Source organism: Anaerosphaera multitolerans (genome assembly GCF_004006535.1).
GTDB lineage: Bacteria > Bacillota > Clostridia > Tissierellales > Peptoniphilaceae > Anaerosphaera > Anaerosphaera multitolerans.
The window spans coordinates 83,504-96,807 of the sequence record NZ_RLIH01000005.1 but is presented as its reverse complement, the minus strand read 5'-3'; the positions used below and the strand labels follow the sequence as shown (position 1 = coordinate 96,807).

The 13,304-nt window shown below is 29.5% G+C and carries 17 protein-coding genes; all 17 read left to right on the top strand.

The window, feature by feature from the left end:
* The first annotated feature begins 5 nt into the window (after nucleotides 1-5).
* The 17 genes from EF514_RS05040 (at nucleotide 6) to EF514_RS04960 (ending at nucleotide 13,204) form a co-directional block, all read left to right on the top strand.
* A complete protein-coding gene (locus tag EF514_RS05040) occupies nucleotides 6-350 on the top strand; it encodes a CD1247 N-terminal domain-containing protein (protein WP_127724341.1) in 345 nt (114 codons plus the stop codon).
* A gap of 101 nt (nucleotides 351-451) precedes the next feature.
* On the top strand, nucleotides 452-832 hold the full coding sequence (locus tag EF514_RS05035; RefSeq protein WP_127724340.1) for an Asp23/Gls24 family envelope stress response protein: 381 nt from the start codon (nucleotides 452-454) through the stop codon (nucleotides 830-832).
* 4 nt (nucleotides 833-836) lie between these two features.
* Nucleotides 837-1,241: a transcription antitermination factor NusB gene (gene nusB / locus EF514_RS05030; protein WP_127724339.1), complete on the top strand. Its 405-nt coding sequence runs from the start codon at nucleotides 837-839 to the stop codon at nucleotides 1,239-1,241.
* Between the two features lie 55 nt (nucleotides 1,242-1,296).
* Nucleotides 1,297-2,625 carry an exodeoxyribonuclease VII large subunit gene (gene xseA, locus EF514_RS05025; protein ID WP_127724338.1) on the top strand — a complete coding sequence of 443 codons (1,329 nt, stop codon included), beginning with the start codon at nucleotides 1,297-1,299 and terminating at the stop codon, nucleotides 2,623-2,625.
* Complete coding sequence (gene xseB, locus EF514_RS05020) at nucleotides 2,618-2,848, top strand: exodeoxyribonuclease VII small subunit (RefSeq protein ID WP_127724337.1); 231 nt, start codon at nucleotides 2,618-2,620, stop codon at nucleotides 2,846-2,848. The genes xseA and xseB overlap by 8 nt, the downstream gene beginning before the upstream one ends.
* The gene (locus EF514_RS05015; protein ID WP_240649007.1) at nucleotides 2,841-3,710 is read left to right on the top strand and encodes a polyprenyl synthetase family protein; all 870 of its coding nucleotides are present in this window, start codon (nucleotides 2,841-2,843) and stop codon (nucleotides 3,708-3,710) included. The genes xseB and EF514_RS05015 overlap by 8 nt, the downstream gene beginning before the upstream one ends.
* A gap of 1 nt (nucleotide 3,711) precedes the next feature.
* Nucleotides 3,712-4,503, top strand: a complete 792-nt coding sequence (locus tag EF514_RS05010; protein ID WP_127724336.1) for a TlyA family RNA methyltransferase — start codon at nucleotides 3,712-3,714, stop codon at nucleotides 4,501-4,503.
* A 7-nt stretch (nucleotides 4,504-4,510) separates the two neighbouring features.
* Nucleotides 4,511-6,172 carry a DNA repair protein RecN gene (recN, locus tag EF514_RS05005; protein ID WP_127724335.1) on the top strand — a complete coding sequence of 554 codons (1,662 nt, stop codon included), beginning with the start codon at nucleotides 4,511-4,513 and terminating at the stop codon, nucleotides 6,170-6,172.
* Between the two features lie 17 nt (nucleotides 6,173-6,189).
* On the top strand, nucleotides 6,190-6,729 hold the full coding sequence (locus EF514_RS05000; protein ID WP_127724334.1) for an NUDIX hydrolase: 540 nt from the start codon (nucleotides 6,190-6,192) through the stop codon (nucleotides 6,727-6,729).
* Nucleotides 6,726-7,532 (top strand): purine-nucleoside phosphorylase, encoded by an 807-nt coding sequence (locus tag EF514_RS04995; protein ID WP_127724333.1) that lies wholly within the window; start codon nucleotides 6,726-6,728, stop codon nucleotides 7,530-7,532. Before EF514_RS05000 ends, EF514_RS04995 begins: the two co-directional genes overlap by 4 nt.
* A 16-nt stretch (nucleotides 7,533-7,548) precedes the next feature.
* Nucleotides 7,549-8,853, top strand: coding sequence for a pyrimidine-nucleoside phosphorylase (locus tag EF514_RS04990; protein WP_127724332.1), 1,305 nt, complete (start codon nucleotides 7,549-7,551; stop codon nucleotides 8,851-8,853).
* A gap of 7 nt (nucleotides 8,854-8,860) precedes the next feature.
* A complete protein-coding gene (locus EF514_RS04985) occupies nucleotides 8,861-9,475 on the top strand; it encodes a site-2 protease family protein (protein ID WP_127724331.1) in 615 nt (204 codons plus the stop codon).
* Nucleotides 9,465-10,190 carry a segregation and condensation protein A gene (locus EF514_RS04980; RefSeq protein ID WP_127724330.1) on the top strand — a complete coding sequence of 242 codons (726 nt, stop codon included), beginning with the start codon at nucleotides 9,465-9,467 and terminating at the stop codon, nucleotides 10,188-10,190. Before EF514_RS04985 ends, EF514_RS04980 begins: the two co-directional genes overlap by 11 nt.
* On the top strand, nucleotides 10,180-10,722 hold the full coding sequence (gene scpB, locus EF514_RS04975; RefSeq protein WP_127724329.1) for an SMC-Scp complex subunit ScpB: 543 nt from the start codon (nucleotides 10,180-10,182) through the stop codon (nucleotides 10,720-10,722). Before EF514_RS04980 ends, scpB begins: the two co-directional genes overlap by 11 nt.
* Nucleotides 10,722-11,429, top strand: coding sequence for a pseudouridine synthase (locus EF514_RS04970; RefSeq protein ID WP_127724328.1), 708 nt, complete (start codon nucleotides 10,722-10,724; stop codon nucleotides 11,427-11,429). The genes scpB and EF514_RS04970 overlap by 1 nt, the downstream gene beginning before the upstream one ends.
* 2 nt (nucleotides 11,430-11,431) lie before the next feature.
* Nucleotides 11,432-11,995, top strand: a complete 564-nt coding sequence (gene mnmM, locus EF514_RS04965) for a tRNA 5-(aminomethyl)-2-thiouridylate-methyltransferase MnmM (protein ID WP_127724327.1) — start codon at nucleotides 11,432-11,434, stop codon at nucleotides 11,993-11,995.
* The gene (locus EF514_RS04960; protein WP_127724326.1) at nucleotides 11,996-13,204 is read left to right on the top strand and encodes a BaiN/RdsA family NAD(P)/FAD-dependent oxidoreductase; all 1,209 of its coding nucleotides are present in this window, start codon (nucleotides 11,996-11,998) and stop codon (nucleotides 13,202-13,204) included. It abuts the gene before it with no gap.
* Nucleotides 13,205-13,304 lie beyond the last annotated feature (100 nt).

Sequence of the window (13,304 nt, the reverse complement as noted above, 5' to 3'; positions counted from 1 at the left end):
ATTAAATGGAAAATATTATCAATAGAATTGCATATTTAGAAGGATTAGCAGAAGGCTATGAAATTGATGACGAATCAAAAGAAGGTAGATTGATTTATGAATTAATTGATATAATAGCTGAAATGGCAGAAGAAGTAAAAATCTACCAAGATGAGATGGAAGAATATGTGGACATTATTGAAGAAGATCTTTCAAGTTTAGAAGAGTACGTTTATGATGATTTTGATGAAGATTATGATTCTTATGATGATTTTGACTTTGATGACGACTTCTATTTTGAAGAAGATTTAGATGATGAATTAGAAGAAAATTGTGACTGTGGTCATTGTAACGAAGAAGAAAACAATTAAAAATTAAATCTATAGCCTTTACAGAAATGTAAGGGCTATTTTTATAAAATTGAATACTCTGTAAGAATTTGATATAATGTATTCAAATTTGGAGGTGTAACATGTCTGACAATTATTTAATTGATGGTGTTAACAATGGAGATGTGAAGATTTCAGAAGAGGTCATAGCTACAATAGCCGTTGTTGCAATAGAGGAAATTGAAGGAGTAGTGGAGATGCAGTCTTCACTTAAAACAAGTGTCACTGATATGCTAGGTGTTAAAAACCTTTCAAAAGGCGTTAAGGTTAGTATAGGTGAAAATGAAGCTGTTATTGATGCCTTTATTACTGTAGAATATGGTAAAAATATTATAGAATTAGGCAAGGAAGTTCAGAAAAACGTTAAAGAGGCTGTTGAAAATATGACAGGTTTAGATGTTGTTGAAGTAAATGTTCATATTAGCGGAATAGCTATGGCGGATAAAGAAAAGGCAAAGGCATAATTAAATGAGTAGAAAAAAAGCGAGAATTGGTCAGATGCAAATACTGTATCAAATGGATATAACGAAAGATTATTCCTTAGAACATTTGGCTGTTTTTCTTGAGAATTTTGATTTTGCAGATGATGAAATTATATATATTAAAAAAACCTTACCTCAAATTATTTCTAACATGGAAACTATAGATGAAATAATTAGTAAACATCTAGAGGGCTGGAGTATTAATAGATTGGCTAAAGTAGATAAAGAAATATTGAGAGTTGCTGTTTATGAATTTTTATTTAGAGAAGATATTCCAAAAGAAGTTTCTATAAATGAGGCTATTGAAATATCTAAGGAATATGGTGGAAAAGATTCATTTAAATTTATTAACGGAATATTAGGTAGTATATATAGAAATATGGTTGAATAGATGACGAGAGCTATGGAAATTTAATCCTGCTCTCGGTTCTTGTTTGTGAGGAATTATGAGCGCAATAAAAGTAAAGGAATTAAATAAATATATTAAAAAATATATAGCAATGGATTATATTTTGTCAGATATAGAAGTTGAGGGCGAGATATCTAACTTTACACTACATTCCAATGGTAATATTTATTTTACCCTAAAAGATGAATATGCAAAAATTAATTCTGTTATGTATTCCAATGATAGGATGAACTTAGAATACTCACCTAAAGATGGTGATAGTGTTATAGTAAAAGGATCTGTATCTGTTTATGAAAGAGAAGGTGCTTTAAATCTATATGCCAAAACTATTAACTTAAACGGTATTGGAAATTTATATGAGGAGTATTTAAAGCTTAAAGATAAACTATTTAATGAGGGTTTATTTAATGAAGAAGATAAAAAAAAGATCCCCTATTTTCCAAGAAGGGTAGGTGTTATAACGTCTCCTACAGGAGCAGCTATTAGAGATATAATAAATGTACTGACAAGAAGGAATAATACTGTAGATATTATTTTATATCCAGCTAATGTTCAAGGAGATTTAGCAGTAGCTCAATTGATAAAAGCTTTAAATTATTTTGATGAAAACCCTGTTGATGTTATAATAATAGGTAGAGGCGGAGGAAGTTTGGAAGAGCTATTCTCTTTTAACAATGAAGAACTAGCAAGAAGAATATATAATATGAAGATACCTGTAATATCAGCAGTAGGCCATGAGGTGGATTATGTAATAACTGATTTTGTCAGTGATTTAAGAGCGCCCACACCTTCTGCAGCAGCGGAGCTGGTATCAATGAGTAAAGAGGACTTAAACAATTCATTAGAACTTCTCTTAAATAGAATGTATAGAAAATTAGATTATAAAATTGAAACTGAAAAGCTGACGTTAAAGAAAAATTATGAGACTATAAATAAAAATGTTTTTAGGAATGTGGAGATGGGAAAATTAAAATTAAGTGCGCTGCGGGAAAAATTGATTTTAAACTCTCCTAAACAAAATTTGAATGTTTTAAAATTAAAATTGGAAAACTCCAAAAGGATATTAGATAATATTAAGTTGGAAAAAATAATTAAGAATTCCATGGAGAAATTAGATAAACAAAAAAGTGATTTAGATTTTTTAATTTTAAATATACTTAAGCGGAAAAAGTATAATCTTATTGAAGAAAAAACAAAGTTAGTAACAAGTATTAAAAGTGGAGTTTATTTAAAAAATATTGATGGTGGCATTTTAAAAAGTGCTAGAGATATAGATGTTGATGAAATAATTGATATTTATTTTATAGATGGAAAAGCAAGGGCAAGAGTTGAAAATATTTCCTTAAGGAGTGATGAACTTGAGTAGAAGTTATGAAAGTACGTATGCTGAATTGGAAGATATAGTTAAGGATTTGGAATCTGATGATATATCATTAGAGTCGGCAATTGAAAAGTATGAAAAGGGATTGGAACTATACAAATATTGTAATAAAATTTTAAATGAATATGAAGGAAAGGTTAAAATCTTAATGGAAAAAGAAAATGGCATCGTAGAAGAAGATTTTGATAATGGTGACTTACATGGATAATATTATGAGTTATTATAGTGATTTAATTGAATCAATAGACAATTATATTTATAAGAACTTTACAGCTGTAGATGAATATCAAAAGAAAGTATATGAATCTATGACCTATTCTTTATTTTCTGGTGGAAAGAGAATAAGACCGATTTTATCAATTTTGGCATATAAGACAATAAAAAACTCTGATGAATATGAGGAAGTTTTACCTTTTGCTGTAGCAATTGAATTAATCCATACCTATTCTTTAATTCATGATGATTTACCGGCTATGGATGATGATGATTTTAGAAGAGGAAAACCTACAAATCATAAAGTATATTCTGAAGCAATAGCTATTTTAGCAGGAGATGGTTTACTTAATATGGCTGCGGAAGTATTGGCAAAAGAGATGGACTCTTATGAAGATTTGGAAAAAATTAAAAGAGCGATTAAAGCAATGAAGTATATTTTTACTGCATCAGGAGTTCACGATATGATTGGCGGTCAAGTTATAGATGTAGAGTATAATGATGAAATGAATTACGATATTTGCGAAAGTATGTATAAATTAAAAACTGCAGCTCTAATTAGAGCGTCTGTAGTAAGCGGAGCTATAATTGCCGGTGCCACTGAAGAGGAAATAGCAACTTTAGAAGAATTTTCAAATTGTATTGGAATTGCCTATCAAATGAAAGATGATATTTTAGACAGTGAAATTGATAAAGAGAAAGAAAAGAATACTATACTTCAATTTTCATCTAAAGAAGAAATATTAGAAAAAATACAACAATTAACTGAAAGAGCTAATAATGAGCTAGAATCCTTGGAACATGATGCTGAGGAATTGAAAATATTCTCTGATTTTTTAATGAATAGAGGAATTTAAAATGGCTAAGGAGCGAGCAGATGTATTATTAGTTAATAAAGAACTTGCAAATTCTAGAGAAAAAGCTAAAAGATTAATTATGAGCGGAGAAGTTTTTATAGGAACCCAAAGAGTTGAAAAACCCGGACAGCTAATTGATGTTGAAGAGGATATTACTATAAAAAGCAATTCGTTAAAGTATGTGAGCAGAGGCGGATATAAACTTGAAAAAGCAATAGAATTATACGAAATTGATTTAAAAGACGCCATATGTGTAGATATTGGAGCTTCAACCGGAGGTTTTACACAATGCATGCTTATGAACGGAGCTAAAAAGGTATATGCAATTGATGTTGGTTATAACCAATTAGACTACAGTCTTAGAATTGATGAAAGAGTAGTTTCAATGGAAAAAACCAATATTAGAACTTTTGATACTTCAAGAATATCTGATTTAATAGATTTTATATCAATAGATGTTAGTTTTATTTCTTTGGAACTAGTGATTCCAAAAGCGGCGGAACTATTAAAAAAGGGCGGAAAAATAGTAGCTCTAATTAAACCTCAATTTGAGGCAGGAAGAGAAAAAGTTGGGAAAAAGGGAATTGTGAGAGATAAGTCAGTTCATAGGGAAGTTATAGAAAAAATACTTTTACTTTCCAAAAAGTTGGAATTGAGAGTTTTGGGTTTAACGATTTCACCAATTACAGGAATGACTGGAAATAAGGAATTTTTAATTCTCCTTGAAAAATCAAACTTAAGTAATGTGGAAGTTAATATAGATAGTGTAATTGAAGAATCTGTAGATAAATAGGTGGACTATGTTACTTGAATTAAATATAAAAAACTTTGCGATAATTGAAGATTTAAGAATTGAATTTGAAAATGGCCTTAATGTTATAACGGGAGAAACCGGTTCAGGGAAATCCATTATTATAGATGCACTTTCAATAGTTTTAGGTCAAAGAGCAAGCAAGGATACAATTAGAACAGGTAGGGATTATGCCTTTATTGAAGCTGTTTTTTCAGATGAACACAATATTGTAAGCGATATTTTGGAACGTAACAATATGGAAAGGTCTGAAATAATAGTAATTTCTAAAGAGATAAAACTCAATAGGCCGAGTATTACTAAAGTTAACGGTTACACAGTTACTAGTAGAATGCTTTCTAAAATCACCTCCAAACTAATTGATATATTTGCACAAAATGAAAATATTTCATTGATGAACACTCAGAATCAAAAAAAGTTAATAGATTTTTTCTGCGATGATGCACATAAAAAAATGTTAAATGACTTAAGTAGGCTTATTGAAGAAATATCTATTTTGGAAAGAGAATATGACGAAAATTTAAATTCTGAAATAAACAAAGATAGAGAATTAGACTTATTAAAATTTCAAATTAAGGAAATAGAAGATGCTAATTTAATTGAAGAAGAAGATAAAAAAATAGAAAGAGAATATGATAAAATAAGTAACATTTCTCAAATTTCTAATTTAATAAAGGAAAATATTGAGATTTTAAAAAGTGACTACAATAATGTAAATATTGAAGATTTATTGGACAAAATAGTTAACAATTCAATTAATATCTTAAAATATGATGAAAAGCTGAAAGAGTTAGTAGATGAATTGGAGGACATTAGGTATAGAATTAAAGATTCAATACATTTTTTTGAATCTTATTTAAATAATGTTGATTATAGTGAAGAAAATTTACGTTATTTAGAAGATAGACTTAACACTATTAATGATATTAAAAAGAAGTATGGAAACAATATTGAGGATGTTTACAATTATTTAGATGAAATTTCAAAAAGAGTGGATTTTCTAGAACATTTTGAAATAAAAATTGCTCAGGAAAAAGAAAAAATAGATAAATTAAAACTACAATCTCTTGAAATGGCAAAAATAATATCAAAAAATCGTAAAGAAGCAGCGTTGTTTTTAGAAGATAACATAGAAAAAGAATTACGAGAATTAAATATTAAAAATGCTAAATTTAGAATTGATTTTACTGAAAAAGAAATTTCAAAGGATGGTTTTGACAATATTGAATTTATGATTTCCACTAATGTAGGAGAGGACTACAAAAGTTTCTCCAAGACTGCATCAGGAGGGGAAATGAGTAGAATAATGTTGGGATTTAAAAGTATAATTGCTCAAAAAGACAATATAGAAACTTTAATATTTGATGAAATAGATACTGGAATAAGCGGAGAAACGGCACAAATTGTAGGTGCAAAAATAAAGAAACTTTCAAAAGAAATTCAAATTATTGCAATATCACATTTACCTCAAATTGTATCCTTAGGCAATGCCCATTTTTTAATAAAAAAAGAAGAAAAGGAAAATACTACTACTTCTAATATTGTAAAGTTAAATAAAGAAGATAGAATACTTGAACTTGCTAGACTAATAGGCGGAGCAGATATTACTGAAACTGCAATGAAAGTGGCTGAGGAGATGTTGGAGCAGTAGTGTATAAGGAGAATAAAATGGAAAAAACAGAGAGAACAATGAAGTCAGAAAAAATATATGAGGGCAGGATAGTGTCTCTTAAAGTTGAAACTGTTGAGTTGCCTGATAGAATGTATTCTAAAAGAGAAATAGTAGAACATGATCCAGCTTCGGCTATAGTTGCTTTAATGGAAAATGATGATGTGATTTTAATAAAACAATATAGAAAAGCAGTTGATAAAATATTATATGAAATCCCTGCAGGAATTTTAGAAAAAAACGAAAGTCCAAAAGAATGTGCAGTTCGAGAATTAAGAGAAGAAACAGGATTTATTGCAAAAGATATTGAGTATATAATAGAATTTTATCCATCGCCTGGATTTTGTACGGAAAAAATTTATGTATTTTTAGCTAGAGGGCTGGAGAAAAGTGAAAAAGATTTAGATGAAGATGAATTTATTGATTGTGAAATAGTACCCTTTGATAAAGTGTTAAAAATGATTGAATTAGGCGAAATAGTAGATGGTAAAACCATTTCTGCAATACTGACTTATAATGAAATTAGGAGAAAAAAATGAATTTGAAAAACTCAGTAGAATATATAAAAGAAAAAGCAAAATTTAAACCTGAAATAGGAATTATTTTAGGTTCCGGACTGGGGGATTTTGTCGACACACTAGAGAATAAACTTACAATTTCTTACGAAGAAATACCGGGATTTCCTACTGCAACTGTAGCAGGGCACAGTGGAGAATTGATTTTTGGTGAATTATCGGGTAAAAAAATAGTTGCAATGAAGGGAAGAATTCACTATTATGAAGGATTAGGTATAGAAAAAGTAGTTTATCCGACAAAAGTTTTATGTGAATTTGGTATTAAAAATTTAATTGTAACTAATGCCTGTGGCGCAGTGAATAAGTCCTTTAAACCTGGAGATATTATGCTAATAAAGGATCATATAAACTTTACTGGAGTAAATCCTTTAATTGGGAAAAATGAAGATGATAAAGGACCTAGATTTTTAGATATGACATACACCTATTCTGAAAAATTAAGAAATACAGCTAAGGAGATAGCAAAATCCATTGATTTAGATGTAAAAGAAGGTGTATATATGTGGTTTACAGGACCTTGTTATGAAACTCCTGCAGAAATAAAAATGGCTGAAATTCTAGGCGCCGATGCTGTGGGAATGAGTACAGTTCCGGAAGTTATAATAGCAAGACATAGAGGACTTGAAGTTTTGGGGATATCCTGTTTAACTAATATGGCTGCGGGAATTTTAGATCAACCTCTTAATCATGAAGAGGTTATTGAAGTGTCTAGTAGAATTAAGAATGTATTTACAGAATTTATTTCTGAAATAATTAAGGCGATTTAGGCGTAGTAGGTGCTCTATGAATATGTATGAAATAATTGAAAAAAAGAAATTGGATATTCCGTTGACAAAAGAAGAGATTTATTATTTTGTCAATGGTTATACAAAGGATGAAATTAAAGATTATCAAGTTTCAGCATTGTTAATGGCTATTTACTTCAACGGATTAAGTTTAGAAGAAACCTATTATTTAACTGAAGCCATGATTAATTCCGGAGATGTAATTGATTTAAGTAAAATTAATGGAATTAAAGTAGACAAACACTCTACAGGAGGTGTTGGTGATACTACGACATTAGTGGTAGGTCCATTAGTTGCCAGTTGCGGTGTACCCTTTGCTAAAATGAGCGGTAGGGGCTTAGGTCATACTGGTGGTACTTTAGATAAACTGGAATCAATTAAAGGTTTTAATGTAGAACTTTCAATAGAAGAATTTATTGAAAACACTAATAAAATAAAAATCTCAATCTGTGGTCAAACTGGAGAAGTTACTCCTGCAGATAAAAAACTATATGCTTTAAGAGATGCCACTGCTACAGTAGATAATCTAAGTTTAATTTCAAGCTCAATACTAAGTAAAAAAATTGCCGTAGGCGCTGATGCATTAATTTTAGACGTAAAAGTAGGCTCAGGAGCTTTTATGAAAACTGTTGAAGATGCTGAAAAACTTTCAAATATGATGGTGAGTTTAGGTAAGAAATTTAATAGAAACACAATGGCAGTTATTACAAATATGAATGAACCTTTAGGTTATGCTGTTGGAAATTCACTTGAAGTGATTGAAGCTGTAAATACTTTATCTGGTAAAGGTCCAAAGGATTTAACAGAATTATGTCTAAGTATCAGTTCAAAACTTTTACTTTTAGCGGGAAAGGTCACAAGGGAGATTGATGCTCGTAAATTAGTGGAAGAAAATTTGAAAAATGGAGCTGCTTTGGAGAAATTCAAGGAATTAGTAATAGCTCAAGGTGGAGACGTAACTTATATTGAAGATACCAGTAAATTTAAAATATCTAAGATTAAAAAAGATATATTTGCTAATAAAGATGGGTACATAAAATCTATTAATGCCTTGGAAATAGGAGAAGCTTCTAAAAATTTGGGAGCGGGAAGAGAAACTAAAGAATCTCAAATAGATTTAGGTGCCGGGATATTGTTAAATAAAAAAATAGATGAATATGTAAAATCAGGAGATTTATTGGCGACTATATATACTGAGAAAGAGAATATAATCAATGAAATTTCAAATGATGTTTTAAAATCTTTTGAAATCGGAGAAAAAAACAAGGACCCTTATAAACTTATTATAAAAGAAATAGAATGAGGTTAATATGAATTTAACAAGTTTAATTTATAGGATTATTTCACTTTTAGTGGCTATTATTCCTCATGAAGTAGCTCACGGTTATGCAGCTTACCTATTGGGTGATGATACCGCAAAATCTGAAGGAAGATTATCTTTAAATCCGTTAAACCATTTAGACCCAGTAGGTCTTCTTTCAATGGTAGTTTTAAAGATTGGATGGGCAAAGGCAGTACCTATAAATCCTTATAAATTTAAAGGAAATAGAAAAGCATCTACAATACTTGTATCAATAGCGGGAGTTTGTGCGAATTTTTTAATGGCCTTAATTTTTGGGATAGCTTTTATATTTTCATATATGAACAATTGGGCTATAACTCCTTTGTTTAGTGAAATATTGTGGTATAATGTAATGCTTGGAGTGTTTAATTTAGTTCCACTACCTCCTTTAGATGGTTCTAAGGTAGTGGCAAGTTTATTGCCTGAAAAATTAGAATTTTATTTTTATAAATATGAAAAATATTTTTATTTTGTTTTAATAATACTTTTATTTTCTGGAGTTGTAAATAGAGTTATAGCGCCTATTATATTTAAAATTATAGAGCTTATAGTTTCTTTAGGATTTAAATTATATGGAATATAAGGTTAATTTAAAAATCTATGAAGGTCCTATGGATCTTTTAATAGATTTAATTAAAAAGAATGAAGTTGATATTTACGATATTCCAATTCACCTCATTACAAGTCAATTTTTAGAGTATATTTCCGATGCTAATAAAATTAATATGGACTTAACAAGCGACTTTATTGTTATGGCAAGTACGCTATTGGAAATTAAATCAAAAATGTTATTGCCAAAAGTAAAAATCGAAGAAGATGAGGATGAAGAGGAAGACCCAAGATTTGAATTGGTTCAGAAGATTTTAGAGTATGAGAGATATAAGGAAGTTTCCGAAAAACTTAGGGAGTCTGAAATTTATGAGTTAAAGGCCTTCTATAAGCTTCAAGATGATTTCTCGACAATAGATGAATTGGATTTTCTTAAAAACTGTAATGTAGATAGTTTATTTAAAACTATGAAAAAAATTATAGAGAGAAGTAGCAGAAAAGTTCAGGTTTCTGAAATTTATAGTGATGATTTTCCTTTAGAAAAAGCCAATGAAATAATTGTAAAAAAACTTCAAAGAGATAGGAAATTTTTATTTTCAGATTTAATTGGAGATTATGCTTTTGTAGATGAAATCATATCATATTTTTTAGCTATTTTAGAACTTGTAAGGGTGGGAGAAATAATAGTTAGACAAACAGATTATTTTGATGATATAGAAGTGTTAAGGAGAGAATCAGTTGAAGGATGAAAAGCTTAAATCAATAATTGAAGGTATTTTATTTGCGTGGGCTGAACCTGTAGAAGTATTGGACTTAGCTAAGGTTCTAAAATTATCTCCACAAAAAACGAGAGATTTATTACTTGATTTGCAAAATGATTGTGAAAATGAAAGTAGAGGACTTAGACTTTCTCAAATAAATGATAGTTTTCAACTTAGTACAAAGCCTGAAAACTATGATTTTATAAGTGAGTTTGTCAGTACTAAAAACAAAAAAAATCTTTCAAATGCTTCACTTGAGACCCTTTCAATTATAGCTTATAAACAACCTGTAACTAAGATAGAAGTGGAAGAAATTAGAGGAGTAAAGTGTGATTCAAGTATTAAATCCCTAGTTGATTTTGGGCTTATAGAAGTTACAGGCCAACTTGATAGAATTGGGAAGCCAAACATCTATGAGACTACTGAAGAGTTTTTAAAAAAATTTGGTCTAAGGTCACTAGATGATTTGCCTTCAATAGAAGACGAAAGTCAAATAAAAATGAGTTTTTTGGAGGAATAATGAGATTACAAAAATACATGGCTCACAGCGGTGCTGCTTCTAGGAGAAAGTCAGAAGAGTATATTTTAGAGGGCAGAGTTAAAGTAAATGATGAAATAGTTAAAGAACTGGGCTATATTGTAGACCCTGAAAAAGATAGAGTTTATCTTGACGGTAAAAGATTAAAAATTATTAAAAAACATACTTATATCCTACTTAATAAACCTTTAGGTGTGGTTTCAACTGCAAGTGATGAAAAGGGTAGGAGAACAGTTATAGATTTAGTGGAAAATGACAGTAGATTATATCCAGTAGGAAGATTGGATATTGATACTACAGGTTTAATTTTACTAACAGATGATGGGGAAGTTACAAATAAATTAACTCATCCTAAAAATATAATTGAGAAAAAGTATATTGCAACGGTGGAAGGCAGACCTAATAAAAATGAGCTTAATATTTTGAGAAAAGGTGTTATGGTTGGAAGAGAAAAGTATGCACCGGCTAAAGTTAAAATTCTTAAAGCTTTTGAAAAAGATAGTATAATTGAAGTTGTAATCCATGAAGGTAAGAACCACCAAGTGAAGTTGATGTTTGAAAAAATAAATCATCCGGTGAAAAAACTAAAGCGAATTTCTATTGGAGATTTGGAACTTGGCGACTTGGAAGTAGGGAATTATAGGTATTTAAATGAGGAAGAAGTTAAGTATTTAAAAAAATTAAAATAAAAATGAGAATAGTTAAATTTAATTATAGAGAAATTGTAGATGAAGTAATAGAAAATATGGATTTAAAAAATAAGTGTTGTTTAGATGCCACTGTCGGGAGAGGTCATGATAGTTTAAAAATCATATCAAAGTTAGGGGAAAAGGGTACTCTATATGGATATGACATACAAGAAGAGGCAATTCGAGATACTAAAAAACTCTTGTTGGACAATGGTTATGACAATTTTAAATTATTTAATAAATGTCACAGTGAACTTGAAGAAGATATAACTTCACAACTGGAACTTATAATATTTAATTTGGGTTACTTGCCTAAATCTGATAAAAAAATAACAACACTGAGAGAAAGTACTGTGAAGGCAATAGAGAAATCTCTTAATCTTCTATCTAAAAGCGGAGTTTTAATAATAGTTTCCTATTTAGGACATGAAAATTCTCTTGAAGAAAGAAATGGAGTAGAGGAATATTTAAAAAATCTAAATCAGAAATTATTTTTAGTGGAGAAGAGAGAATTTTTTAATCAAAAAAATAATCCGCCAATAGTATATTTAATTGGGAGAAGATAGATGAAAAAAGTAGCTGTTATAGGAGGAGGACCTTCTGGAATGATGGCAGCCTATTGTGCTGCTAAGAATAATGACGTAACCTTATTTGAAAAAAATGAAAAGTTAGGAAAAAAATTGTTTATAACCGGAAAGGGAAGATGTAACCTTACTAATTATAGAGATATATCGGAATATTTTGATGAAATTGTAAGAAATGGGAAGTTTTTATATTCTGCTTTATATTCAATGTCAAATTATGATACGCTAGAACTTTTTGAAAAATACGGGCTAAAATATAAAATTGAAAGAGGAAATAGAGTCTTTCCCAACAGTGATAAGTCCTCAGACGTTATAAAAACATACGAAAAAATGCTTAAGGATGTAGATGTAGAAATAAAGTTAAATACAAAAGTCGATTCCATATTGAATAGTAAAATCGGTTTTATTTTAGATTATAATAATACTAGAAAAAATTTTGACGCTGTAATTATTGCAACTGGTGGCATATCTTATGCTGCTACAGGTTCAACAGGAGATGGATATAAGTTTGCTAGAGATTTAGGATTAAAGGTGGAAGACTTGTATCCGGGATTAGTACCAATTGAGCTTAAAGATGATTTTTTAGAGGAATTACAGGGAATTACTTTAAAAAATGTCACTTTAAAGACTGTGAGAAATAAAAAAATTCTACATGAAGAGTTTGGAGATTTGCTGTTTGCTCACTTTGGAATTACAGGACCTATAGTTCTTAGAACATCAAGTTATATTAATAGACTAGAGGATTTTAAGCTTTTTTTGGATTTAAAGCCTGCTTTGAATTTTGAAAAATTAGAGAATAGGTTATTAAGAGATTTCGAAAAAAATATTAATAAGGAAATAAAAAATTCTTTGATAGATTTGTTGCCTAAAAAATTTATTCCCATAATATTAGATATTTCTAAAGTTAAGAGTAATAAATTTGTAAATGAAATAACAAAAGAAGAAAGACACAGATTGGTAAATTCAATAAAAAATATGCCATTAACTTTTAAGGGGTTACTAAATATCAATGCGGCTATTGTAACTAGCGGGGGAATATCAATAAGGGAATTAAATCCTTCTACTTTAGAGTCTAAAAAAGTACCGAATTTGTATTTCTGCGGCGAGGTTTTAGACGTTGATGCTTTGACGGGAGGCTTTAATATTCAAATAGCCAATTCTACAGGATATTTAGCCGGAAACAGCGTTTAATTAGGAACAGCTTGGAATTATTCTTGTTATTTAGACGTTAATAAGTTATAATAATTCTATTATAGGGAGTGTTTCTTAGGTGGAATTTTACTATATAGAT